Genomic DNA, 23,991 nt, shown 5'->3' on the forward strand with positions numbered 1-23,991 from the left:
AAGTATGCCCATACAAAAAAACAAAAAGCAGGAATCGTAGTTTTATAAATGCTTACGATTTCTGCTTTTTGCTAAAGTTAATGACATTGTGTAAATACAAGGCTTTCGAGCGTTTTAAGAGCAGGGGATGAGAGAATCGAACTCCCACCAAAGGTTTTGGAGACCCCTATCATACCATTTGACCAATCCCCTATGTGAATTCTTTTGAAGAATTTCTTTTACTGTTGCAATTATACATATAAAAGCAACGATTGTCAAGGCTATTGTGCAATTATTATAAATAATTTTGCCCACATTACTGAAAATTAGTGTCAACAGTAACATGCAGAGCGGAGATGGAGGGATTTGAACCCTCGCACCGGTTGCCCGGTCTACCGCATTTCGAGTGCGGACCCTTCAGCCACTTGGGTACATCTCCGGATTAATATCAGAAAACAGTTCTGAATATATTCAAATCTGTATATATTCCGGAACTGTTACTTATTATATAAGGAATTAACGGAAAGGTCAATTCTTTTTTATTGACGAATTCTTCTCTCTGTAATAAGATAATAGCAAAATACAGTTATTTATTCTTGGTATTTCTGTGACTGGGTAAATATGAAGCTTATATATTTCATATCAGTTAATAGATATGTGTGATGTTCAGAAAGGTAAATGACTGTCAGAAAGTAGAATAGGATGACAATCATGACAGATAAGAAGAAAACAATTCTGGAGGCAGTGGAGAAGCTGACAGATAATTATCGCAAAGAAGATCTTTTTCTTGGAAAGGACAGAGACCGTCTTCCAAATAAGAAAGAGATTATTAACTTTATTAAAGATATGAGATCTATTATTTTTCCGGGATACTTCAGCGTAGACTCCAGTGCGAAGATGTTTCCGGAGCATTATGTGGCATATCGTTTAAATGACCTGTATGACTGCTTACAGGAGCAGATCGAGGTGGCATTTCTGTATCAGGGAGAGCCAGAGCAGCAGGCAAAAGACCATGCAGAGCAGATTACAGAGAGATTTTTTGCCAGCGTACCGGAGATTCAGTCCATGCTCCTGACAGACTTACAGGCGGGCTTTGATGGTGACCCGGCTGCCAAGAGTAAGGAGGAGATTATTTTCTCTTATCCTGGATTTTATGCAATTTATGTATACAGACTTGCACATGTCCTCTATCGTGAGGAAGTGCCATTTATCCCGAGAATCATGTCAGAGTATGCGCATGGTTATACCGGAATTGATATCAACCCGGGTGCCACGATCGGAGAATATTTCTTTATTGACCATGGTACAGGTGTTGTAATCGGTGAGACCACAGAGATTGGAAAGAATGTAAAACTTTATCAGGGTGTGACACTTGGTGCACTTTCCACCCGTCAGGGACAGTTACTTGCCAATGTGAAGAGACATCCGACCATCAGAGATAATGTGACAATTTATTCTAATTCTTCTGTACTGGGCGGTGAGACAGTGATCGGAGAGAATACCATTATTGGTGGTAACACATTCATCACAGAATCTATCCCTGCAAATACTAAAGTCAGCGCAAAGAGTCCTGAGCTTGTAATCAAGAAACCGAAAAGCGCAGTAGAAGCTAAGAATGTGTGGGATTGGGAGAATTGATAATCTATACCAAATAAACTTTAAATAGGTTATTTGTTTAGGTTATTTGTTGGAGAGTTGTATAGGTCAGATGGATTGTATATATTTGTCTGACCTATAGCAATTTCAGAAAATAATGCGAATTATATGCTATTTTGATTGTGAGTTGCAAAGATAAGAAGTTAGTCATAGAATTATGAGCAAATTTCTGTAATTTTTGAAGTAGCTGGAATGAGGTACAGCCTTGTTTTTTACCTGAAATTGTGCATACTGTTAAAAAAATAGAAAAAATTCAAAAATAGTGTTGACAAATGAAGTTTCATCATATATACTAATCTTCGTTGATGCAACAGAGATGCACAGACAACAAACTGTGCGGGTGTAGTTCAATGGTAGAACACCAGCCTTCCAAGCTGGATACGTGGGTTCGATTCCCATCACCCGCTTATGCGATAGTGGCGTAGTTGGTAACGCGCGACCTTGCCAAGGTCGAGACCGCGGGTTCGAGCCCCGTCTATCGCTCTTAGGACTTCGGATTTTCCGAAGTCCTTTTTTCTTTTAAGAACCACTATAAAAGAACTGCGGCATATCCATTTGATAAATATGCCACAGTCCGTTAGGAAGGATTATAGTATAGAATTATAATTTCAGATGTCGGCTTGTACTCAGGATTGTTCTGAGATAGTGTCGGAATCACCGTAAAAGGTCAGAAGATAGAGTCCGCAGATTCCAACCAGACCATATACGATTCTGGAAATCCAGCTCATGCTTCCGAAAAGGAGAGCGACCAGGTTCAGATTGAAAAAACCAATCAGTCCCCAGTTAACAGCTCCGATAATGGCGATAGTCAGCGCCGTATATCTTAAACATTTGCTTCCCATAAGTCACCATCCTTTCATAACCTGTCGCTGTATACAGCTTTTACAGGAATCATAAAGCCAGTACACCGTTTTCGAATAATGTACTATACATTTCATATTGTTTCACGGAAAATAAAAAATATACACAGCCTTCAAATTTAACCAAATCAAGTAAGTCCCTGCTTCAATTGCGAATATCCGATTGACTACAATCGTTATTTTACTTTAAGAATCTGTTTTGCAGTTGTATCTTCATCAAAGGAATATGCTTCCTGTGCCTGAACGGTGACATCACTTTCATCTGTCAGTGTAAATGCCTGACATACATTTACAGTCTGTCCCGGCTGGATTTCTGCTGTATAATGATCAATTGCATCATCATTATTCTCTGGAATAGCAGCCTCACAGACTTCGCCATGCTGGTAAGCTTTCAGACTTACATCAACCATAGCGCTGGATGCGGAAGCTGAATTGTTGGTGTAATCATAATAAACCATAATACATGGATTTCCTGAAAAGTCTTTGGTGATCACATGTTTCGTGTATTTGATCGTAAATTTCTCTGTGGTAAGATTCAGAATGTCATCAGCAGTTGCCTCTGGTGCATTGGCTGTGGAATTTTCGCCGTCTGCATTGTTAAGTGAATTGTTGATTTCTTCCTCTACACTCTTGAAATTAGCAGACATGATTTTTACTGTTTCATCATCCAGAGAAACGATTTTCCATCCGGAATCTGTTTTAATTACCGGGTAGGTGATATCTGCTTCTGAGAATACATCTTTCTCTACTTTCTTTGCCTGTTCATTCAGAATAGATGCAAGCTTTTCCTGAGTTTCTTCTGTTGTGAGCTGATTTCCGGCATAAGCGATTGAAACGATCTGACGGAGAAACTCTGTGATGGTTGCCTTGTAAATATTGGTTCCGTCAATGTAAGTAATGTGAGCGGTGACAGAAGCAGTACCATTCTGAATGTCAAATCTGTTCTTTGTGATCTTGTAGGTCATTTTCTTATTGATTTCTGAGAAGAAATCAGTGTATGCAGCGTTTCGGACATCTGCATTGTCCAGCGCAGAGAGATCACTGCTCTGAATCATAGATTCCATTGTAGTAAAGTCCATATTCTTCATGCTGTCAAGAAATTGTTCCACTGCTTTGCGTGGCTGCTGGCGCTGATAGAAATAGAATCCTGTGCCTCCGCCAATGGCGAGAACCAGGATTAAAATAAAGATAATCAGCCCGGCGTGTCCTTTTTTATTCTTTTTTGTCATGTTTCCTCCTGTCTTAGAGTTATAGTAATTCCATAAAATACTGTAATTAATCCAGTTTATCGGAGCGTGAAGTCCTGCTGTACTGTCTTATTTGTATTATTTTGTTACTGTTCACACACCACTATCCCGCGAGGTGTTTTGACATAAATATGCCAAAATCCCGAGACATACAAGCCAAAATTCCATTGCCGCAGACAATCTGGAATTTTAGCTACGTTACTGAGAACGGAGTGAACAGTAACATTATTTTCTGAAATTGCTATAAGCTTTGAAACGTATTGTACTGTAGGGACTGCTGTTTACGAAGCGTGTCGTTGTTCACCTGTGCTACATTGGTGAATACGGATTGAACGCTAACAGCATATAAAATGTAACAATTTGATTATAACAGAATGCGTTGACAATGGCAAATACCTTACCTATAATCAAAATAACAGGATAAGGTAAGGGTATAACAATAATGAAAACAGGAAAGAAGGCGTGAATTTATGAAGTACGAGAGCTCTTTTAAATCAGAGGCGGATAATCTTGAGATTTCGATTATGGCGGTGATACCGGATAAGAAGCCATATCGCGCAGTCGTGCAACTGGTGCATGGAATGAGTGAGCATAAAGAGAGATATCTTCCGTTTATGGAATATCTGGCGAAGCTTGGATATGTGACAGTGATTCACGATCACAGAGGACATGGAAAAAGCGTAAAATTTCAGGAGGATCTGGGTTTCACGTATGGCGGAGGCGCACAGGCGATGCTTCAGGATATCCGTACGGTAAACAGAAAAATACATGCCAGATATCCGGAACTTCCAGTGATTTTGATGGGACACAGTATGGGTTCGCTGGCGGTAAGAGCATTTATAGCAGAGCATGACAGCTGTGTCGATATGCTGATCGTATGCGGCTCTCCAAGCTATAATACAGCAATGCCTCTGGGCGTAGGAATTGCGAAGCTGGAGAAAACACTTTTTGGATCCAGACATCGAAGTAAACTGATTGAAGCGATGTCTTTTGGTGCGGGCGTTGCCAAGTTCAGAAAAGATAAAACATGTACCGCATGGATCTGCTCAGATCCTAAAGTGGCAAGAGAATATGAAGAATCTGAATTATGTGGATTTACCTTTACGGATGATGCGTATCTTGCGCTGTTTGAGTTGATGAAACGTGCTTATGATGTGGAACATTTCTCATGTACAAATCCGAAAATGCCGGTATTGTTTGTAAGCGGTGCAGAGGATCCATGCCTGATCAATGTGCGTCATTTTGCAAAGACAGTAAAGGCAATGCGTCATGCAGGTTACAGGGACGTAAAAGGAAAACTGTATCCGGGAATGCGCCATGAGATTCTGAATGAAATCGGAAAAGAACAGGTTTATCATGACATAGCGGTTTATATGCGGAAGAAAGGATTTTAGGGCCTGGAAAAGCATATAGGTTTCTTTGGATGTATAAAATGAATATATCTGGTGAAACTATATAAATCCTTAATATTTTAAAATATTGTGGATGAAAAGGAGAATCAGATATTGAAAAAAATTAAAATATTGCTGCTATTGGTAGCTACATTTGTCTGTGTAAATTGCAGCGGATGTGCGGACAGAAAACAGGAAACAGAGCAAGGAGAACTTGTAAGGAATGAGACTGTCGGAGATTACTGTTCACACGCAACTATCCCGCGAGGTGTTTTGGCATGAAAATGCCAAAATCCCGAGACATACCGCGCGAATTTATGCGAATAGCATAAATTCTGTGCATCGCGAAGCGTGTTACTGGGCACGGAGTGAACAGTAACTGTCGGAGAAATCTGGCAGTCTTTCTCTTTCAGAAGACTTTACGTCTGAGTAAAAAAATGGTAAGATAATAGTCAATTTAACCGAACCCACAAAAGAATTGGAGGTTTTTATGGAGGAAAATAAGAATAAAGAACTACAGGAAGATACACAGGCAGTTGTGGAAAATCAGGAGGAAACGAAATCTCCTAATGCACGATATGCACTTTGGATCCTGGCTGGAGGTTACTTATTATACACAGCTTATAGCCTGTGCAAAGGATTTATAGCAGGTGAAGAAGGTACAAGCGTTGGATTTCTGCTTGCCGGAATTGCGTTTGCGGTAATTGGAGCCAGATTGGTCTTTGTAAGCATCAAAAATATGATTTCAGAAGACCGGCTCAAGAAAGCAAAGGAAGCAACAAATGCAGCAGTGAAAGCGGCAGCAGGCGGAGAATTTGCAAAAGAAAGTGAACCGGAAATACATAAATCTATGAGCATTGCTGAGAGGGCAAACCTTACGAAAAGACTGGATGATGAAGAGGAAGATGAGAAAGAATGAAAGTATTGATCACATTGCTGAAACCCCTTTCTTTTCTGCCGGCACTGCTGATGATGTATATCATTTTTTCATTTTCAGCGCAGCCGGGAGAGGTTTCCGGAAATCTGAGCTATAAGGTAAGCTATGAAATCGTAGAAATGAAAAGCGAACTTTTATCAGAGAATTTAAGCAGTGAGGAACTGGCTTATAAAGCGGATGGGATCCACTATTATGTGAGAAAAGCTGCGCATATGACAGAGTATTTTCTGCTTGCAATTGCGATTTCCTTTCCGTTATATGTGTATGGAGTGAGAGGAATCTGGCTGATGCTCCTTGCCGGAATCGTCTGCGTAGGATTTGCGGGACTTGATGAATATCATCAGTCGTTTGTTGGCGGTCGTACTTCAGCGATAAAGGATGTGGGGATTGACAGCAGTGGTGCTTTTATCGGTATACTGTTAGTACAGGCATTTTGCTGGTCTGTGTTAAACAATCCGAATAAAAAGAAGAAAAAGAGAAAATAATTAATATGGACTGAAAAAATGTGAAGTATCTGCTGTAAAAACAGAAGCTTCACATTTTTTGGAATAGAATTACGAAAGCTTGTCCAGTCCCATTTTAGTGTGGCGGATAAAAATATCTCTGATCGCCTGAATCTCCCCCAGTCCTTTCAGCGTACAGGTGACAGAATAGCCCTCTCTTTCCAGAATGCTTTTCCAGGAATCATCATCTTCTCCGGACATATCATTGGTCGCGTGATCTCCTGCAACGATCATAAAAGGTGCCAGATGAATATGGGCCGGATGAAGTTCTTTTAACTCATCAAGAAAACTTTCGATAGAAAAATCCCCCTCAACAGTTCCCATATGCATATTTGAATAACCAAAATGTTTAAACAGGCCGTCCATTTCCGGATAGAGTTCATTGGCAACATGTTCTGTTCCATGTCCCATAAATAAAAGAACTTCATCAGAACCTGGATGATATTCGGAAGCCATGGCCTGACAGACTTCTTCTTTGTCCTGTCTGGTGATCATCAGGGAATCGCAGATGATAATAGAATCAAAATCATTCTTAAATGCCAGAACCTTTTCTTTCATCGCATCACTTTCAAATCCGGTGATCACATAAGTTGGCTGTACGATCACGTTTCGGATTCCATCATTTTTGATCTGATTCATGACTTCATCGATATCCATGATGTGGATTCCATCTTGTTTTAAGAGTTTGGCACGGATGCGCCGACTTGTCCACGCGCGATATAACGGATATTCAGGATATGCGTGATGCAGATCCTGTTCTATTTGTTCAATTGTTTTTTTTCGTGTTTCCTCATAACTTGTACCGAAACTGATAACAAGAATTGCTGTTTTTTCAGATGCACCCATTTGTGATCTCCTTATATAAAATATAGTTGCCACAAGCTGTCATTTCCGCGAAACAACTGTGACGGTAACAAAAGTAAATACGCACTCATATAAGATATTGCAACCTTTCAGTTACGATATCTGCTCTATTATACAGGGGAAAATACAGAAACTCAAGCAAAAGCTGGAGTCTTTTTCAAGCATGCTATAGTATTTCGTTACTGTTCACTCCGTGCCCAGTAACACGCTACGCGATGCAAAAAAATATGAACCTCCTTGTGCAAAGCCCAAGGAGTATCGTTTGCTTCGCAAACTTAATTTATGCTAAGCGCATAAATTCGCGCGGTATGTCTCGGGTTTTCTGTGACCTTCGCTCACAAAAAACACCTCGCGGAATACTACCAGTGAACAGTAACACGATCATTCTTCTGCCAATAATTATTTTTGTTGCGGTCTTTGAAAAACAGACTATGGATGGTATAATGGCAGATAGAGTAAAAGCATAATAATGAATATATCAGGGAGGAAAAACTATGTATCAGTCATTTAAAGGTGGACTTGGTGGAATCGCGCTTGCAAAGCATGGAAAAAGCCGTGCGATCAATGCAGAGAATCCTCATGGAGAAAAGGGAAAGGGTGGAATGGCAGCAAGCCATCTGGGACCGTCAAGAAAAGGAAGCCCTTGTCTGAGAGATATGGAACCAGGTACAATTGTAACTCTGGCAGAAATGGAAGGACCGGGAGAAATCAATCATATCTGGATTACAGTAGATAATAAGACTACAGATGCAGATTGCTTTGTATTGAGAGATCTGGTTATCAGAATGTATTGGGATGATGAAGAAACACCATCTGTAGAGAGCCCTCTTGGAGACTTCTTCTGTTGCGGGTTTGGAAGGGAATGTATTGTGAATTCTGTGCCAATGGCGGTTGTGCCAAGCAGAGGATTTAACTGTTATTTCCCGATGCCATTTAAGAAAAAAGCAAAGATTACACTGGAAAATCAGCATGCAAATAAAATTCCGGCATTTTTTTACCAGGTAGATTACTGTCTGTATGATGAACTTCCGGAAGACATTACTTATTTCCATGCGCAGTGGAGAAGAGAGCGCCTGACAGAAAAACAGAAGGATTATACGATTCTTGATGGCGTGAAAGGAAAAGGTCATTATGTAGGAACTTATATCGCACTTACAACACTGGAACGATACTGGTGGGGAGAAGGCGAGGTGAAATTTTATATTGATGGAGATGACAAATATCCAACAATCTGTGGAACTGGGTCAGAAGATTATTTCGGTGGTTCCTGGAGCTTTGCTAAGCAGGTAGATGGAAAGACTGTGGAGCAGAATTATAATACGCCGTATCTCGGATACCCGTACTATTCAGCACATGATGAACTGATCCATAATTTTTATCATAATGATGACTGTCCTCCAATGAGGGGATTTTACAGATGGCATATTCAGGATCCGATCTGTTTTGATGAAGATCTTCGAGTGACAATTCAGCAGATTGGCGTCGGTTACAGAGGGTTATTTGAGCGACAGGATGATGTAGCAAGTGTTGCTTACTGGTATCAGACACTTCCTCATGCACCGTTTGCACCATTGATGTCAAAGGAAGACAGGTGGCCAAGATAAAACAGGCTAAAATTTCTACAATACTGGCGTCAGGAGATAAAAACGTAGATCTGATTTCCATTAATGATGAAATGGTTTCGGAATTCAAACATAAGGGATATCTGGTACCATGGGAAGAAATGGTAATGACAGAAGAAGTAAGAACCGGATTTCCTCAGAAATATCTTGAAAATATCTGCGAAGAAGATGGACATATATATTCTGTGCCTTTTTATGATGGATGTTATGATGTTCTGGGTAAATCAGCAACTGCTAAATCAGACAAGTCAATATAGCCTGGCAGGATAGTGGCGTGTGAATAGTAATGAAAAATTTAATTACGGATATTAAATAACAGGAGGCACATTTTTCATGCAGAATCAACAACCATCAACTTTAAAGGAAATCCGTGTTCACGGTACCCAGAATTTTCCCTGTGCGTTTTATCAGACGGGAACCAGGATAAAAGGAAATATGGTGAAGCATCACTGGCATGAAGAGGTGGAACTTCTGTACTTTTCGGGCGGTGAGTTCTGCCTGGAAGTGAACATGGAACGTTTTTATATTTCGGAGGAGTGTTTTTACTTTATTAATCCGGGAGAACTGCACAGTATTTCTGTTGAGAAAAACGGGAGATGCGTGGAAACTGCAGTAGTTTTTCATATGGATATGTTGAATTCTTCGTATTCGCTGGAACAGATTCAGACGAACCTGATCCAGCCGATTCAGAATGGAAGCATGCAGTTTCCGAGATGCCTGAAAAAAGATAATCCGGCATTTGCTCAAGTGCAAAGGACTTATAAAGAGATTCAGGATACGTTTGGCGGCGCGGCATTTAAGGGTAACTATTATGATGGTGAAGCGGTTACGGATGATATTACCCGACAGTTGTTTATCAAATCGGCATTACTTCGGATTCTGGCGGTGTTATCGGCCAATAATCTGTTTGAAGTAACAGAGAAGAATCATGACAGGAGAATTGAAACAATCAAGACAACCCTGACTTACATACAGGAGAATTATAAGGAGAAAATTTATATCCGTGATCTGGCAGGGCTGATAGGGATGAATGAGCAGTATTTCTGCAGATTCTTCAAGAAGGTTATCGGGCGTTCGCCTATGGAATATGTGAATGAGTACAGAATCAAAAAGGCCATTCACTATCTGAAGGAATCAGATCTGACTGTTACGGAGATCTGTCTGGAGTGTGGATATAATAATCTGGGAAATTTCCTGAGGGAGTTCCGAAAATATACCTCAACGACACCATTGCAGTATCGGAGGCATTCCTTAAAAGAAATACAGTAAGATACCAAGGTCAGGGACAAAAGACCTTCTGAACCTGACATCATAATATGTAAAAGTCAAAATTTCGTATTTTTTTATCAAAAAATGATAAGATAGATGCTTTTGTTTTTGCTATAATTTTATTCAAATGAAAAGAGAACTTAGGCGCTAAAGGTAAGATGGTATGATACCGGGGAAAAGAGCAGCAGTGGCGCCTGTTAATAATCAAAAATAAAAACACAGGAGGATTTTTACAATGGTAAAGAAATGGTGGAATGAAAAGGTTGCTTATCAGATTTATCCGAAGAGTTTTTATGATACCAACGGAGATGGAATCGGTGATCTGAGAGGTGTTATTGAGAAACTTGACTATCTGAAGGATCTTGGAGTTGATATCATCTGGCTTTCTCCTTGCTATCGTTCTCCGTTAGCTGACCAGGGATATGATATTTCTGATTATTATGATATTGATCCGCGTTTCGGAACTATGGCAGATATGGATGAGCTGATCGCTGAAGCGAAGAAAAGAGATATGTACATTCTGATGGATCTTGTTGTAAACCATTGCTCTGATGAACATGAATGGTTTAAGAAAGCATGCGAGGATCCGGATGGAAAATACGGCAACTTCTTCTATCTCAGAGACAAGAAAGAAGGAGAACTTCCAACTAACTGGCGTTCTTATTTTGGTGGTCCTGTATGGGAAGACCTTCCTGGAACAAATAAACAGTATCTGCATGTTTTCCATAAGAAACAGCCAGATCTGAACTGGGAGAACCCGGAAGTAAGAGAAGAAGTATACAAGAACATCAACTGGTGGCTGGAAAAAGGTCTTGGTGGATTCCGTATTGATGCAATCATCAATATTAAGAAAGCGCTTCCGATGCATGACTATGAGCCGGATCGTGAAGACGGTCTGTGCAGCATCAAGAAGATGCTGAAAGAAGCAAAAGGAATCGGTGATTTCCTTGGTGAGATGAGAGATCGTACATTTAAGAAATATGATGCGTTCTCTGTTGGTGAAGTTTTCGATGAGAAGGATGAAGAGATTCCGGATTTCATCGGCGATTCCGGATATTTCTCCAGTATGTTTGACTTTGAGGAGACAATCTGGGGAGCATCTGATAAAGGATGGTATGACTGCAAACAGATTACACCGGATGCTTACAAAGAATGCTGTTTCACAACTCAGAGAAAGATTGGCGATATCGGATTTGTTTCCAATATTATCGAGAATCATGACGAGCCTCGCGGTGTCAGCAGATATATTCCGGAAGGTGACTGCTGTGACGCAAGCAAGAAGATGCTTGGTGGACTGAACTTTATGCTTCGTGGACTTCCATTTATCTATCAGGGACAGGAACTTGGTATGGAGAATGTGAAATTTGAATCTATCGATCAGGTAGATGATATTTCTTCATTAGATGAGTACAAAGTAGCTCTGGATGCAGGATGTACACCGGAAGAAGCGTTGAAAGTAATTTCCAGATTCAGCCGAGACAATGCCAGAACTCCAATGCAGTGGAATGATAAAGAAAATGCAGGATTTACAACAGGTACACCTTGGCTTGGCGTAAATGCAAACTACAAAAAGATCAATGCAGAGAGCCAGATCAATGATCCGAATTCTGTAAGAAGCTTCTATAAGAAACTGATTGCACTGCGCAAGAATCCGGAGTACAAAGAGACTGTTGTATATGGTGCTCTGGAACCTGTCTGGGAAGACGTACATAACCTGATGGCATATTATCGTAAAGGTGACAAGACTCTTCTCGTAGTTGGTAACTATCAGAAAGAGTCACAGACAATCGAGCTCGCAGGAGAGTGCAAGAAAGTTCTGATCAATAACTATGATGATGTAGCCATGGATGGAAATAAGATTGAGTTGAAGGGTTATCAGTTCCTTGTTATTGAAATGTAATAAGGAAAATGAGATAGTCAAAAAGCAATATAAAATTGAAAGAATGATGGAGAGCGTGGAGCAATCTATGCTCTCTATTTCTGTTTTGGGAATCTAATGTAGCAGTGAATTGATTCTTGTTTGGTACATAGATATAGAGAAAAAAGAACGAAAAACCAGAAAAGCATTTTGAAAGAGTTTCGTTCTTTTTATGTATAGTTATGCGATGAATTAATCCTGTTTATCGGAATTCAGAATTTTAACACTGTCACGTACAACAAGTTTAACCGGAAGTGTAATATTAGTAGACTTTGGAGTCCATCCGTCAATTATTCTGAGCAGGTACTCGACAGCCATAGTTCCACGCTGAAAGATATTCTGGTGAATCGTAGTAAGGGGAGGACAAGCTATCTGTGCATACAGATTGTCATCGAATCCCGTGATAGAGAGGTCTTCCGGAAAACGGATGCCCCTTTCGCGGAGATATTTCATCAATGTGACTGCATAATAATCTGAGCAGCACATAAATGCAGTGAATTTGTGTGCGACAGCGTAAATCTCTTCCATACTTCCCTGACGTTCATATTTAGATGGACGGATTACGATAAGATTGTCGAGATCTACATCTATGTTATATTCCTGAAGGGCACGTTGATGACCGGTATAACGGACATAATCTACACCTTCCATATTATCAGCAAGGAAAGCAATCTTCCGGTGACCGCACTCCAGAAGATATTTAGTCATCAGATATCCACCCTGCTCATCATCAAGACCGATGTTTACATATTTGGCAATATTCTTTGGCGTATAACTGTCGATGAGGACAACAGGATTCTTATATTTACTCTTGATTCGCAGGTAGTCATCATGGAGCATACCGATAAGAATCAGTCCCTCGGTGTTCCAGCTTACTACATTGCGGACGATTTCGTTGATGTCTTCGGATGTATAAAGCATCATATAATATCCATGTTCGCGGATTGCTGCCTCCAGAGCACCAAGCAATTCTCCGTGAAATGGATCTGCAAAAATATTTTCATATTTGTCTTTGCGTCCTTTTATGACAATTCCAATCAGTCTGGAATGATTCTGCGCAAGGTTCTTTGCACTCATATTAGGTACATAGTCATATTCATCCAGAAGTTTCTGGACTTTTTCGGCAGTTTTCTGAGAGACTTCGCTGGTTTTTCCGTTAATGACGTTAGATACCGTTGTGGTACTGATTCCCAGCATTGCCGCCATTTCTTTGATTGTAATCATTTGAAACACCCCGATGTAAAAAAGTCTGTAGATATAAGAGTGAAAATGCAAAAGTATTTTGAAATCTTATATCCTGTTATGTGGATATTTTAGCACAATGATATACAAAAACGCAAGTATTGCACAAAAAAACTTGGAATAAATGCAAAAAAATTGTCACTGTTGTTCATAAGTCTTGGGATAAAATAGAAGAATGCCGCCAGAATAATCTGGCAGCATCCTTCTGAGTCTGTATATGAGAAAATATATTTCCGGTAACTGCTCAGTATTTTTCACAGTCACTGATTCTTCAGAAAATCACAGTAATCTGGGAATTACTGTGATTCATAAGAAGCAAAATCATTTATTATTTCTGGATTACGATTGCCTCATAAGGTCTGAGGGTAATCTTTTCGCTTACTTTAGCATCGTTGTAGTTGGAAATCAGAATCTTTCCGTCTGTGAATTCTTCCGGAAGTTCTACTTCGCGGGTATTTTCACTGAAGTTGCAATATACGATGAGTTTTTCATCTCCGAGTGTACGGATGTAAGCGTAAATATCTTTATCGTCATCAAGAATCAGATCATAGGTACCGTAAACGATCAGATCACTTTCGTGACGAAGTTTGATCAGTTTCTGATAATATTTAAATACGGAATCCTCGCGGCTTACCTGGTCTTTTGCATTAATCTTAGTGTAGTTCGGGTTCACCATGATCCATGGTGTAGCATCGGCACCGGAGAATCCTGCGTTGGCACTGTCATCCCACTGCATTGGAGTTCTGGCATTGTCACGACCTTTGTAGCCGATTGCTGCCATCATTTCTTCCTCGGTCATTTTGCCCTGTTCCGTTAATTCGTGGAAAGCATTGATACTTTCGAGGTCGCGGAAGTTTTCAAGAGTGTTGAACGGGCAGTTTGTCATACCAAGCTCTTCACCCTGATATACGTAAGGAGTACCCTGCATCATATGAATACAGGTTGCAAGCATTTTTGCAGAGATTTCTCTGTATTCATCGCTGTCGTTACCGAAACGGGAAACGCTTCTTGGCTGGTCGTGGTTCTCCCAGTAAAGGCTGTTCCATGCAATGTCCTGGAGACCTTTCTGCCAGCGGGTAAGAATTTTTTTGAGGTCACGAAGATCCATTTTTCTGGTTGTCCATTTGCCGGCTTTTTCATCGCTGTCAACATCCATATGTTCAAACTGGAATACCATGTTCAGTTCTTTTTCGTCGCTTCTTGCGTATTTCTTTGCTTCTTCGAGAGTAACACCGGAGCATTCACCTACTGTGATGGTATCTGCATTGTTTAATGCTTTCTGACGCATTTCCTGAAGGTATTCATGTACATGAGGACCGTTTGCAGATACATTAAATGTTGCATATCCGTTGATTCCAGGTTCTTTGTCCGGGAGTTCCGGCTGCTCTTTGGAAATCAGGCTGATAACGTCCATACGGAATCCATCAACACCTTTTTCCAGCCACCAGTTCATCATGTCGAAAACTTCCTGACGTACGACCGGGTTGTCCCAGTTGAGGTCTGGCTGTTTTTTAGAGAACAGATGCAGGAAATACATATCTGTTGTTTTATCATATTCCCATGCAGGACCGGAGAAGCAGGAGCCCCAGTTGTTCGGAAGGCTGCCGTCTTCTTTTGCAGGACGCCAGATATAGTAATCTCTGTATGGATTGTCTGTGGATTTACGGCTCTCGATAAACCATTTGTGCTCGTCAGAAGTATGGTTTACAACAAGGTCCATCATAATTTTGATGCCTTTTTCGTGAGCTGTAGCGAGCATACGGTCGAAGTCTTCCATTGTTCCGAATTCGTCCATGATATCCTGATAATCACTGATATCGTATCCGTTATCATCATTCGGTGATTTGTAAACAGGAGAGAGCCAGATAACATCAACACCAAGCTCTTTTAAGTAGTCAAGTTTGCTTGTGATACCGTTCAGATCACCGATACCATCTCCGTTGCTGTCGCAGAAGCTGCGAGGATAAATCTGATATACGACGCTTTCTTTCCACCATCTTTTTTCCATTGTAAAAACCTCCTGAAATGATTTATTTTATAAGTTTTTATGTTTAAGTTTTATTGACTGCTGTGGTGCTGAAATTGCGCCACAACATATTCTATCTACATTATAAATACTTTTTGAGAAAAATGCTTTCAATATTTTGACGGATTTGTATATTATTTTGACTTCTTGCCTGGAAATTGCTATAGAATAGAAAACAGTAATAAATATGTGGCGATCACAAGGATTTTGGTTGGCTGTGCTCTTGTATGTGGAAGCCAAATATTGTATAGTATAGATACTATAGCGTTTCCAGAGAGTATCTGGATAAAGAATATTCTGGGCAGTGAAAACAGATATAATTGTGAGGAAAAATGAGAAGAATACAGATTATTGTAAATAACGGAGCGGGAACAGGGCAGGCACACCGGGTATGGAATGAGACACAGTGTCTGCTTCGCGGGTATAAAATAAAATATGTGGCGCATACAACCAGATATCAGGGACATGCGACGAAACTGGCAGAGAAGATTTCTTCCATGAAGGGTGATGATCCTATTTATCTGATCGTAGTTGGCGGCGATGGAACGCTCAACGAGGTTCTGAATGGAATTACAGATTTTGACAGAGTACGGCTTGGAGTAATTCCGACAGGTTCAGGAAATGATTTTGGCAGAAACTTAAAATTGCCAAAAACACCGAAAGAAAGCCTGAAACAAATCTGCGCCAGTATCAGAAAAGACCAGCGGGGAGAAGAACTATACAGGATAGATCTTGGACAGGTAAGCTGGGATGGCTGTGATAAATCGCGGATTTTTGGCATCAGTGCCGGACTTGGACTGGATGCACTGGTGTGCAAGAAAGCTCTCCATTCCAGACTGAAGCAGGTTTTAAATCGCTTCCATCTGGGAAAACTTACATATCTTGCATTAACGGTGCAGTCACTTTTTATAATGGAAACTGCAAATGCAAAAGTGATAACGGAACATGGTGGATTTATCCTGCCGAAAATGATTTTCGCAGCTGCCATGAATCTGCCGGCAGAAGGTGGTGGTGTCCCGATGGCACCGGAAGCTTCACCGGAGGATGGTCTGTTGTCTTTGAGCAGTGCATCCGGCATCGCAAAGTGGCGGACATTTTTCTTACTGCCACTTCTGGTTGCAGCCAGACAGGAGCATATCAAGGGATTTAATATCCGGAATGAAAGTGGTTTCCGAATGATTCTGGATAAACCGATGGTGCTCCATGCAGATGGAGAATATTGCGGAGATGTAACGCGGGTAGAATTCAGATGTCTGGAGAAGAAATTGTGGCTGCTGCATGAATAGATTAATTCACTTTGTCTCAAGTAACGTAAATAAAGTCAGGACAGTTGTTACTGTTCACACGCCACTATTCCGTGAGGCGTTTTGGCATGAAAATGCCAAAATCCCGAGACATACCGCGCGAATTTATGCGAATAGCATAAATTAAGTTTGTGAAGCAAACGATACTCCTTGGGCTTAGCACAAGGAGGTTCATATTTTCTGCATCGCGAAGCGTGTTACTGAGAACGGAGTGAACAGTAACGGACAGTTGAGTGGAAAAAACAGAAATGTTATAATGCAGTAAGAGAAATATAGAAAGCAACAGAGAAAATAAGAAAGTGAGAGAGTAGAAAATAATGAGTTACGCAGATGATGTATTTATAAAAATGTGCCAGGATATCCTGGAGAATGGTACGAGCACAGAAGGAGAGAAGGTCCGCCCGGTGTGGGAGGACGGAACACCTGCCTACACAATTAAGAAATTTGGTGTGGTAAACCGATATGACCTTCGGAAAGAATTTCCGGCCATGACGCTTAGACGTACTGCATTAAAGAGTGCTATGGATGAGATTCTCTGGATCTGGCAGAAGAAATCCAATAACATCCATGATCTTCATAGCCATATCTGGGATAGCTGGGCAGATGAAAATGGTTCTATCGGTAAAGCTTACGGATATCAGCTTGGAGTGAAACATCAATATAAAGAAGGCATGATGGATCAGGTAGACAGAGTCATCTATGATCTGAAAAACAATCCATTCAGCCGTAGAATTATGACAAATATTTATGTGCATCAGGATCTTCACGAGATGAACCTGTATCCATGTGCATACTCTATGACATTTAATGTAACTCAGACACCGGGAAATGAGAAACTGACATTGAATGCAATCCTCAATCAGCGTTCTCAGGATATTCTTACAGCAAATAACTGGAATGTCTGCCAGTATGCAATTCTGCTTATAATGATCGCACAGGTATGTGATATGGAGGCAGGAGAACTGCTTCATGTGGTTGCTGACTGTCATATTTATGACCGTCACATTCCTGTGGTAAAAGAAATGATCAAGAGAAAACCTTATCCGGCACCAATTGTTAAACTTAATCCGGAAGTGAAGGACTTCTATCAGTTTACAACGGATGATCTGATTGTAGAAAACTATGAGACATGGCCGCAGATCAAGAATATTCCGGTGGCTATTTGATAAGAGAGGAGAATTCAAAATGAATGTTATTGTAGCAGCAGATCAGAATTGGGGAATCGGTAAGGATAACAAGCTTCTTGTAAGCATTCCGGCAGATATGAAGATGTTTCGCGAAGAAACAAGTGGAAAAGTAGTAGTGATGGGAAGAAAAACTCTGGAAAGCTTCCCGAATGGACTGCCACTGAAAAACAGAACTAATATCGTAATCACAAAAAATAAAGACTATGATGCTAAAGGCGCAATTGTAGTACACAGCATTGAAGAAGCACTGGAAGAAATAAAGAAATATCCGACAGAAGATGTTTACTGCATTGGCGGTGACAGTATTTATGAGCAGATGCTTCCATATTGCGATGTGGCACATGTTACAAAGATTGACTTCGCCTATGAAGCAGACAGCCACTTTCCGAATCTGGATGAAGACGATGAATGGGAGATTACAGCAGAGAGCGATGAGCAGACATATTTTGATCTGGAATACCAGTTTGTGAAGTATGAGAGAAAGAAATAAGACAGAAAATAAAAGATTGACGGCAATAACGGGCAAGTCAGGAAAAGAAAATCAGAATAGCCGGCTTTGAGAGACAAAAGAAATGTTTAAATAAAAAATCCTGCAGAAACAAGAAACGGTGTTCTGCAGGATTTGCTATTTACAGAAAAAATTATTCGATAACTTTTAACCATCCTTCAGGAGCCTGAATACGTCCCATCTGGATTCCTGTTAATGTATCATAGAGTTTCTGGATAACCGGACCCATTTTCTCCATTCCGCTTGGGAAGCAGATTTCTTTGCCATGGTCAACGATCTTTCCAACAGGAGAGATAACTGCAGCAGTACCGCAGAGACCACATTCAGCGAAATCTTTTACTTCGTCGAAGTATACTTCTCTTTCTTCAGCCTCTAATCCAAGATATTCCTTAGCAACATAGATTAAGGAACGACGTGTGATAGAAGGAAGGATACTACCGGACTTTGGTGTTACAACTTTACCATCTTTAGTAACGAAGATAAAGTTAGCACCACCTGTTTCTTCTACTTTTGTACGTGTAGCTGCATCAAGATACATGTTCTCATCGAATCCATTCTTGTGAGCATCTACGATTGCATGTAAGCTCATTGCATAGTTAAGACCAGCTTTGATATGACCTGTTCCATGAGGTGCAGCACGGTCGAAATCGCTGACACGGATTGTGATTGGCTTAGCGCCGCCTTTGAAGTATGGTCCTACAGGTGTAGTGAATACACGGAACATATATTCATCAGCAGGTTTAACACCGATAACCGGGTTTGTACCCATCATATACGGACGGACATATAAAGTAGCACCTGAACCATATGGTGGAACATATGCTGCGTTAGCTTTTACTGTCTGTACGATGGCATCAACGAAACGATCTTCCGGGAATACCGGCATTTCAAGTCTCTTTGCAGAGTTTGCCATACGTTCTGCATTTAAGTCAGGACGGAAAGTAACGATACGTCCGTCTTCTGTTGTGTAAGCTTTCATTCCTTCGAAAGCAGTCTGTGCATACTGGAAAACACCTGCACATTCGTTGAGTGTTACATTAGGATCAGTTGTAAGTTCACCGGCATCCCATGCGCCATCTTTAAATTTTGATACATAACGATAATCAGTCTGTACATAACCGAAGCCAAGACTGCTCCAGTCGATATTCTTTTTTTCCATAATGAATCTTTCCTCCGTTCACACATATTTACAGTATTTCAGGTGTGATTACTGTTTATCTCTTTACCATTGTAAAACTTTTGCTTACTAAGTTCAATGGGAAAATTCCAATTTTGCCCCCAAATTAAGAAAAAAATGTAAAAAATCGAAAGTCCGGCAGTATAAACACAGACAAAGGGATGTATGAACAGGCAAAGGAATATTACCGGATCAGTAGTCGTGAACGTAGAAGACTGTAGTTGCTGGTAAGGAAAATATGGGATGATTGTTATACTCTGTTTTTATCAATTGAGTTTGTAAATTGAGCTAAATATTCGCAATCCGCTTTCGCTACTTGTTCATATCTGATTGACTCAGGAGAACAGGACTGTAGAACGTATAAGTAAATTTATACGTTCTATTTTTCTTTTTGGATGACTGACAGGCGAAAGTCTTGTTTTTTACAAGGTATTTCGCTATAATATGGAATAGAAAAATGGAGGAAAACATGAGCGAAAATTTTGACGAATTAGGCGAGCTTGGGGACAAGATAAAAAAGATCATAGACACAGCAGTTTCCACTAAAGATTACCGGCAGATGACAGAGGATATCAAACAGACAGTGGGACAGACTGTAAATAATGCAGTAAATTCAGCAGTGGATTCCGGAAGTGAAGCAATCAGGAATGGTCTGAACAACGTATTTGGTTCACAGAAACAGGGAACATATCAGAATAAGACAAAAGAATTTGAAGAACGGCGCAGACGGGAGCGCGAACAAGAGGAACAAAAAAGACTGGAAAATGAGAAAGCAAAAGAACGAATGCTGACTCTGTATGAGAAGAACACCGGCGGAAGAATGAAAGGTCTGATGCTTTCTATCTCAGGTGGTATTCTTGCAAGTGGTATGGGATTAGGAACATTGGTTCTGGCTATTTTCGGTGCGGTTGGACATATGAGTTCACTTGTGTTTGGCGGTACATGCTTTATGGCAGCCGGAGCACTGACCGGTGCAGGTCTTCTTGCCGGAGGACTTAAGAAGCTTGGAAAGCTGGAACGTTTTCAGAAATATATCGGTACGCTGGGAGTGCATACCTATTGCAATTTTGAACAGCTTTCCGTTGCAGTAAATAAGCCGGTGAAATTTGTAAAGAAAGATATTAAGAAAATGATCGATGACGGGTGGTTCCGTCAGGGACATATTGATGCGCAGGAGACCTGCCTGATCACAAGTAATGAGACTTATCAGCAATACACTCAGACGCAGAAAGCACTTGAGCAGAAGCAGCAGGAAGAAAAGAGACGTCAGGAAGAGCAGGAGAGAAACAGAGAGAATACATCTCCTGAAGTGCAGGAAGTACTGGACAGAGGAAATGAATTTCTGGATAAGATTCATAAGAGTAATGATGCCATACCGGGAGTGGAAATCTCAGCTAAGATATCCAGAATGGAACTGATTGTGGAGAAGATTTTTGAACGTGCCGAAAAGCATCCGGAGATTATTCCGGATCTGAAAAAACTGATGAATTATTATCTGCCTATGACAGTGAAATTACTGGATGCCTATGAGGAAATGGATCAGCAGCCTGTTCAGGGAGAGAACATCCAGTCATCCAAGAAAGAAATAGAGGATACATTGGATACGCTTAACCAGGCATTTGAGAAACTTCTGGATTCTGTTTTTCAGGACACTGCATGGGATGTGTCAAGTGATATTTCCGTACTGCATACATTGCTGGCGCAGGAAGGCCTGACAGATGATGATTTTGCAAAAATGAAGAAAAACTGATAACCATGAAACGCTATAAAACAAAAACAGCAGGTTTAGGAAAGGATAAGAATCAGAATTACTGAAAATCTGAGAAAAACCTGATAAAAAGGAGAAACCATGGGAGAAGAATTTAAAGATTTTGAAATGGAAGGACCATCATTAACACTGGAACCAGATCTTGGGGAATTCGAGAAAAAAGAGGAGCCTGTAAAAGTGGAGCAGCCACAGCCAAAAGAAGAAGCTCCGGCACTGACACCGGCAGAGCAGCAGATGGTAAATGAATTTGCAGCAAAAATCGATATTGAGAACACAAACCAGATTCTTCAGTATGGTGCCGGAACACAGAAGAAGATGGCAGATTTCTCAGACACTGCATTAGAGAACGTGAAGATGCAGGATCTGGGAGAAATCGGAGATCTGATCACGAATGTGGTTGGAGAATTAAGAGATTTTGATGCGCAGGATGATGGCGGCAGATTTTTCGGGTTCTTTAAGAAACAGTCTTCTAAGATTGAGAATCTGAAGAACAAATATGACAAGGCAGAGGTCAGCATTGAGAAAATCACAGATTCCCTTCAGCAGCATCAGGTGCGTCTGCTGAAGGATTCCGCTATGCTGGACAAGATGTATGAGCAGAACCTGAATTACTTTAAAGAACTTACCATGTATATCCTTGCTGGCAAAAAGAAACTGGAAGAAACCAGAAACGGAAAACTTGCAGCGTTGAAAAATAAGGCGATGATGAGCGAACTTCCTGAGGATGCGCAGGCAGCGAGGGATCTGGATGAGAAATGCAATCGTTTTGAGAAGAAGCTGCATGATCTGGAGCTTACCCGTACGATTGCCATGCAGACAGCACCGCAGATCCGTCTGATTCAGAATAATGATACCGTAATGGTAGAGAAAATCCAGACAACAATCGTAAATACGATTCCGTTATGGAAGAGCCAGATGGTGCTTGCACTTGGAATCGCTCATTCCGCAGAAGCGGCACAGGCGCAGAGACAGGTGACAGATATTACAAATGAACTTCTCAGGAAAAACGCAGAGATGCTTCATACGGCAACGGTTGAGACAGCGAAGGAATCTGAAAGAGGAATTGTTGACCTTGAGACACTTCAGAAAACAAATGCGGATCTGATTCAGACACTGGATGATGTAATGCGCATCCAGATGGAGGGACGCCAGAAGAGACAGGCTGCAGAATCAGAGATGCGCCGCATGGAAGATGAACTGAAGCGGAAACTTCTGGAAATCAGACAGTAGATAAATGGTTGTATATATTCAGCAGTCTATTATTTTGTGAGGGAGCTGAATAGTTACGAATAACGAAAATTGGGCGGGAGCTGCCGGGAACTCGGCCGCTCCTGCTTCTGGTAGAAGATGTTTATAGTAATTTCGGAGAATAATGCACTTAATCTCCGGTTCCGCAGAATCTTACCGATGCCAGACTGGATAGAATGGAGCATTCTGTGAGATTATTATAGGAAAGAATAAGGAGGCAATTATGCACAGAGATCATACAAAAGTCATCCGGGTCGGAGACAGAAAAATCGGTGGTGGCAACCCTGTTTTAATCCAGTCCATGACGAACACAAAGACAGAAGACGTAGAGCAGACTGTAGCACAGATCCTTGCGCTGGAGCAGGCAGGATGCGACATTATTCGTTGCGCAGTACCTACTATGGAAGCTGCAAAAGCGTTAAAAGAAATTAAGAAACAGATTCATATTCCACTGGTAGCAGATATTCATTTCGACTATCGTCTGGCTATCGCAGCGATGGAAAACGGAGCGGATAAAATACGCATCAATCCGGGAAATATCGGAAGTACAGAGCGTATTAAAGCAGTCGTTGATGTGGCGAAGGAACGCAACATCCCAATCCGTGTCGGTGTAAACAGTGGCTCGCTGGAGAAGGAACTTGTGGAAAAATATCATGGTGTTACAGCAGAAGGACTGGTTGAGAGTGCGCTGGATAAAGTACACATTATCGAGGAATTAGGCTATGACAATCTTGTCATCAGTATTAAATCTTCAGACGTTCTCATGTGTGCAAAAGCACATGAACTGATCGCAGAAAAAACAAACTATCCACTTCATGTAGGAATTACAGAAGCAGGAACTCTGTATTCCGGAAATATCAAATCAGCGATCGGTCTGGGAATCATTCTGAATCAGGGAATCGGTGATACCATCCGGGTTTCCCTTACAGGCGCACCTCTGGAAGAAATCAAGTCAGCAAAACGTATCCTGAAGACCCTTGGACTTCGCAAAGGCGGCGTGGAAGTCGTGTCATGTCCAACCTGCGGACGTACACAGATTGATCTGATCGGTCTTGCAAACAAGGTAGAAACTATGGTGCAGGATATCCCGCTTGATATTAAAGTAGCGGTTATGGGATGTGTGGTAAACGGACCTGGAGAAGCAAAAGAAGCAGATATCGGAATTGCAGGCGGTGTTGGTGTCGGACTGTTGATCAGGCATGGTGAGATTATTAAAAAGGTTCCGGAAGAGGAGCTTCTGGATACTCTGCGGGAGGAACTTTTAAACTGGAAGGAATAGGAGATT

21 protein-coding genes and 4 tRNA genes are annotated in these 23,991 nt (G+C 41.0%); 17 read left to right on the forward strand and 8 right to left on the reverse strand.

What is annotated here, in order from left to right:
* Positions 1 to 121 precede the first annotated feature (121 nt).
* Positions 122 to 192: transfer RNA gene (locus ACTNC0_RS10645), tRNA-Trp, on the reverse strand.
* Between the two features lie 138 nt (positions 193 to 330).
* Positions 331 to 418, reverse strand: a tRNA-Ser gene (locus ACTNC0_RS10650).
* Positions 419 to 690: 272 nt separating this feature from the next.
* On the opposite strand from ACTNC0_RS10650, the gene epsC reads away from it, so the two are divergent.
* From epsC to ACTNC0_RS10665, 3 genes are all read left to right on the forward strand, one after another.
* A complete protein-coding gene (gene epsC / locus ACTNC0_RS10655; RefSeq protein ID WP_441087341.1) occupies positions 691 to 1,617 on the forward strand; it encodes a serine O-acetyltransferase EpsC in 927 nt (308 codons plus the stop codon).
* Between the two features lie 354 nt (positions 1,618 to 1,971).
* Positions 1,972 to 2,042: transfer RNA gene (locus ACTNC0_RS10660), tRNA-Gly, on the forward strand.
* 3 nt (positions 2,043 to 2,045) lie between these two features.
* Positions 2,046 to 2,118: transfer RNA gene (locus tag ACTNC0_RS10665), tRNA-Gly, on the forward strand.
* 143 nt (positions 2,119 to 2,261) lie between these two features.
* Here ACTNC0_RS10665 and ACTNC0_RS10670 read toward each other — a convergent pair.
* Both ACTNC0_RS10670 and ACTNC0_RS10675 read right to left on the reverse strand, forming a co-directional pair.
* Positions 2,262 to 2,477 (reverse strand): DUF378 domain-containing protein, encoded by a 216-nt coding sequence (locus tag ACTNC0_RS10670; protein ID WP_441087342.1) that lies wholly within the window; start codon positions 2,475 to 2,477, stop codon positions 2,262 to 2,264.
* Positions 2,478 to 2,671: 194 nt separating this feature from the next.
* Positions 2,672 to 3,724 carry a DUF5067 domain-containing protein gene (locus ACTNC0_RS10675; protein WP_441087343.1) on the reverse strand — a complete coding sequence of 351 codons (1,053 nt, stop codon included), beginning with the start codon at positions 3,722 to 3,724 and terminating at the stop codon, positions 2,672 to 2,674.
* A gap of 488 nt (positions 3,725 to 4,212) precedes the next feature.
* Between ACTNC0_RS10675 and ACTNC0_RS10680 the strand changes: the two genes are divergently transcribed.
* From ACTNC0_RS10680 to ACTNC0_RS10695, 4 genes are all read left to right on the forward strand, one after another.
* Entirely contained in the window at positions 4,213 to 5,136 is a 924-nt protein-coding gene (locus tag ACTNC0_RS10680; protein WP_441087344.1) for an alpha/beta fold hydrolase, read from the forward strand.
* Between the two features lie 111 nt (positions 5,137 to 5,247).
* Entirely contained in the window at positions 5,248 to 5,415 is a 168-nt protein-coding gene (locus ACTNC0_RS10685; protein WP_441087345.1) for a hypothetical protein, read from the forward strand.
* Positions 5,416 to 5,623: 208 nt separating this feature from the next.
* A complete protein-coding gene (locus tag ACTNC0_RS10690; RefSeq protein ID WP_441087346.1) occupies positions 5,624 to 6,052 on the forward strand; it encodes a hypothetical protein in 429 nt (142 codons plus the stop codon).
* Positions 6,049 to 6,555 (forward strand): VanZ family protein, encoded by a 507-nt coding sequence (locus tag ACTNC0_RS10695; RefSeq protein ID WP_441087347.1) that lies wholly within the window; start codon positions 6,049 to 6,051, stop codon positions 6,553 to 6,555. The genes ACTNC0_RS10690 and ACTNC0_RS10695 overlap by 4 nt, the downstream gene beginning before the upstream one ends.
* A gap of 69 nt (positions 6,556 to 6,624) precedes the next feature.
* Here ACTNC0_RS10695 and ACTNC0_RS10700 read toward each other — a convergent pair whose 3' ends face one another.
* Positions 6,625 to 7,419, reverse strand: a complete 795-nt coding sequence (locus ACTNC0_RS10700; protein WP_441087348.1) for a sirohydrochlorin cobaltochelatase — start codon at positions 7,417 to 7,419, stop codon at positions 6,625 to 6,627.
* A gap of 512 nt (positions 7,420 to 7,931) precedes the next feature.
* Between ACTNC0_RS10700 and ACTNC0_RS10705 the strand changes: the two genes are divergently transcribed.
* The 4 genes from ACTNC0_RS10705 to ACTNC0_RS10720 all read left to right on the forward strand — a co-directional run bounded on the left by ACTNC0_RS10705 (position 7,932) and on the right by ACTNC0_RS10720 (position 12,228).
* A complete protein-coding gene (locus ACTNC0_RS10705; RefSeq protein WP_441087349.1) occupies positions 7,932 to 9,041 on the forward strand; it encodes a glycoside hydrolase family 172 protein in 1,110 nt (369 codons plus the stop codon).
* Positions 9,029 to 9,316, forward strand: a complete 288-nt coding sequence (locus tag ACTNC0_RS10710) for a hypothetical protein (protein ID WP_441087350.1) — start codon at positions 9,029 to 9,031, stop codon at positions 9,314 to 9,316. The genes ACTNC0_RS10705 and ACTNC0_RS10710 overlap by 13 nt, the downstream gene beginning before the upstream one ends.
* A gap of 76 nt (positions 9,317 to 9,392) precedes the next feature.
* Positions 9,393 to 10,328 (forward strand): helix-turn-helix domain-containing protein, encoded by a 936-nt coding sequence (locus ACTNC0_RS10715; RefSeq protein WP_441087351.1) that lies wholly within the window; start codon positions 9,393 to 9,395, stop codon positions 10,326 to 10,328.
* Between the two features lie 235 nt (positions 10,329 to 10,563).
* Positions 10,564 to 12,228: an alpha-glucosidase gene (locus ACTNC0_RS10720; protein WP_441087352.1), complete on the forward strand. Its 1,665-nt coding sequence runs from the start codon at positions 10,564 to 10,566 to the stop codon at positions 12,226 to 12,228.
* Between the two features lie 210 nt (positions 12,229 to 12,438).
* Here the strand turns inward: ACTNC0_RS10720 and ACTNC0_RS10725 are convergent, their stop codons facing one another.
* Together ACTNC0_RS10725 and ACTNC0_RS10730 are read right to left on the reverse strand one after the other, a co-directional pair.
* Positions 12,439 to 13,470, reverse strand: coding sequence for a LacI family DNA-binding transcriptional regulator (locus tag ACTNC0_RS10725; RefSeq protein ID WP_441087353.1), 1,032 nt, complete (start codon positions 13,468 to 13,470; stop codon positions 12,439 to 12,441).
* Between the two features lie 346 nt (positions 13,471 to 13,816).
* Positions 13,817 to 15,496, reverse strand: a complete 1,680-nt coding sequence (locus ACTNC0_RS10730; RefSeq protein WP_117844514.1) for a glycoside hydrolase family 13 protein — start codon at positions 15,494 to 15,496, stop codon at positions 13,817 to 13,819.
* 350 nt (positions 15,497 to 15,846) lie between these two features.
* Here ACTNC0_RS10730 and ACTNC0_RS10735 point away from each other — a divergent pair, with 350 nt between their 5' ends.
* From ACTNC0_RS10735 to ACTNC0_RS10745, 3 genes are all read left to right on the forward strand, one after another.
* Positions 15,847 to 16,800 carry a diacylglycerol/lipid kinase family protein gene (locus ACTNC0_RS10735; protein ID WP_441087354.1) on the forward strand — a complete coding sequence of 318 codons (954 nt, stop codon included), beginning with the start codon at positions 15,847 to 15,849 and terminating at the stop codon, positions 16,798 to 16,800.
* Positions 16,801 to 17,135: 335 nt separating this feature from the next.
* The gene (gene thyA / locus ACTNC0_RS10740; RefSeq protein ID WP_441087355.1) at positions 17,136 to 17,984 is read left to right on the forward strand and encodes a thymidylate synthase; all 849 of its coding nucleotides are present in this window, start codon (positions 17,136 to 17,138) and stop codon (positions 17,982 to 17,984) included.
* A gap of 19 nt (positions 17,985 to 18,003) precedes the next feature.
* A complete protein-coding gene (locus ACTNC0_RS10745; RefSeq protein WP_025580581.1) occupies positions 18,004 to 18,495 on the forward strand; it encodes a dihydrofolate reductase in 492 nt (163 codons plus the stop codon).
* A gap of 151 nt (positions 18,496 to 18,646) precedes the next feature.
* Here the strand turns inward: ACTNC0_RS10745 and ACTNC0_RS10750 are convergent, their stop codons facing one another.
* Positions 18,647 to 19,672, reverse strand: a complete 1,026-nt coding sequence (locus ACTNC0_RS10750) for a branched-chain amino acid aminotransferase (RefSeq protein ID WP_441087356.1) — start codon at positions 19,670 to 19,672, stop codon at positions 18,647 to 18,649.
* 487 nt (positions 19,673 to 20,159) lie between these two features.
* On the opposite strand from ACTNC0_RS10750, the gene ACTNC0_RS10755 reads away from it, so the two are divergent.
* From ACTNC0_RS10755 to ispG, 3 genes are all read left to right on the forward strand, one after another.
* Positions 20,160 to 21,440, forward strand: coding sequence for a 5-bromo-4-chloroindolyl phosphate hydrolysis family protein (locus tag ACTNC0_RS10755; protein WP_441087357.1), 1,281 nt, complete (start codon positions 20,160 to 20,162; stop codon positions 21,438 to 21,440).
* Between the two features lie 99 nt (positions 21,441 to 21,539).
* Positions 21,540 to 22,688 (forward strand): toxic anion resistance protein, encoded by a 1,149-nt coding sequence (locus tag ACTNC0_RS10760; protein WP_441087358.1) that lies wholly within the window; start codon positions 21,540 to 21,542, stop codon positions 22,686 to 22,688.
* A 241-nt stretch (positions 22,689 to 22,929) separates the two neighbouring features.
* Entirely contained in the window at positions 22,930 to 23,985 is a 1,056-nt protein-coding gene (gene ispG / locus ACTNC0_RS10765; protein WP_441087359.1) for a flavodoxin-dependent (E)-4-hydroxy-3-methylbut-2-enyl-diphosphate synthase, read from the forward strand.
* The last annotated feature ends 6 nt before the right edge of the window (positions 23,986 to 23,991 follow it).

The organism is Blautia sp. HCP3S3_B11 (assembly GCF_052064435.1).
GTDB lineage: Bacteria > Bacillota > Clostridia > Lachnospirales > Lachnospiraceae > Blautia_A.

What these genes read in the sequence shown, in the direction of transcription:
- epsC (WP_441087341.1), top strand. Translation starts at nt 691, where the DNA reads ATGACAGATAAGAAGAAAACAATTCTGGAGGCAGTGGAGAAGCTGACA.
- ACTNC0_RS10670 (WP_441087342.1), bottom strand. Translation starts at nt 2,477, where the DNA reads ATGGGAAGCAAATGTTTAAGATATACGGCGCTGACTATCGCCATTATC.
- ACTNC0_RS10675 (WP_441087343.1), bottom strand. Translation starts at nt 3,724, where the DNA reads ATGACAAAAAAGAATAAAAAAGGACACGCCGGGCTGATTATCTTTATT.
- ACTNC0_RS10680 (WP_441087344.1), top strand. Translation starts at nt 4,213, where the DNA reads ATGAAGTACGAGAGCTCTTTTAAATCAGAGGCGGATAATCTTGAGATT.
- ACTNC0_RS10690 (WP_441087346.1), top strand. Translation starts at nt 5,624, where the DNA reads ATGGAGGAAAATAAGAATAAAGAACTACAGGAAGATACACAGGCAGTT.
- ACTNC0_RS10695 (WP_441087347.1), top strand. Translation starts at nt 6,049, where the DNA reads ATGAAAGTATTGATCACATTGCTGAAACCCCTTTCTTTTCTGCCGGCA.
- ACTNC0_RS10700 (WP_441087348.1), bottom strand. Translation starts at nt 7,419, where the DNA reads ATGGGTGCATCTGAAAAAACAGCAATTCTTGTTATCAGTTTCGGTACA.
- ACTNC0_RS10705 (WP_441087349.1), top strand. Translation starts at nt 7,932, where the DNA reads ATGTATCAGTCATTTAAAGGTGGACTTGGTGGAATCGCGCTTGCAAAG.
- ACTNC0_RS10715 (WP_441087351.1), top strand. Translation starts at nt 9,393, where the DNA reads ATGCAGAATCAACAACCATCAACTTTAAAGGAAATCCGTGTTCACGGT.
- ACTNC0_RS10720 (WP_441087352.1), top strand. Translation starts at nt 10,564, where the DNA reads ATGGTAAAGAAATGGTGGAATGAAAAGGTTGCTTATCAGATTTATCCG.
- ACTNC0_RS10725 (WP_441087353.1), bottom strand. Translation starts at nt 13,470, where the DNA reads ATGATTACAATCAAAGAAATGGCGGCAATGCTGGGAATCAGTACCACA.
- ACTNC0_RS10730 (WP_117844514.1), bottom strand. Translation starts at nt 15,496, where the DNA reads ATGGAAAAAAGATGGTGGAAAGAAAGCGTCGTATATCAGATTTATCCT.
- ACTNC0_RS10735 (WP_441087354.1), top strand. Translation starts at nt 15,847, where the DNA reads ATGAGAAGAATACAGATTATTGTAAATAACGGAGCGGGAACAGGGCAG.
- thyA (WP_441087355.1), top strand. Translation starts at nt 17,136, where the DNA reads ATGAGTTACGCAGATGATGTATTTATAAAAATGTGCCAGGATATCCTG.
- ACTNC0_RS10745 (WP_025580581.1), top strand. Translation starts at nt 18,004, where the DNA reads ATGAATGTTATTGTAGCAGCAGATCAGAATTGGGGAATCGGTAAGGAT.
- ACTNC0_RS10750 (WP_441087356.1), bottom strand. Translation starts at nt 19,672, where the DNA reads ATGGAAAAAAAGAATATCGACTGGAGCAGTCTTGGCTTCGGTTATGTA.
- ACTNC0_RS10755 (WP_441087357.1), top strand. Translation starts at nt 20,160, where the DNA reads ATGAGCGAAAATTTTGACGAATTAGGCGAGCTTGGGGACAAGATAAAA.
- ACTNC0_RS10760 (WP_441087358.1), top strand. Translation starts at nt 21,540, where the DNA reads ATGGGAGAAGAATTTAAAGATTTTGAAATGGAAGGACCATCATTAACA.
- ispG (WP_441087359.1), top strand. Translation starts at nt 22,930, where the DNA reads ATGCACAGAGATCATACAAAAGTCATCCGGGTCGGAGACAGAAAAATC.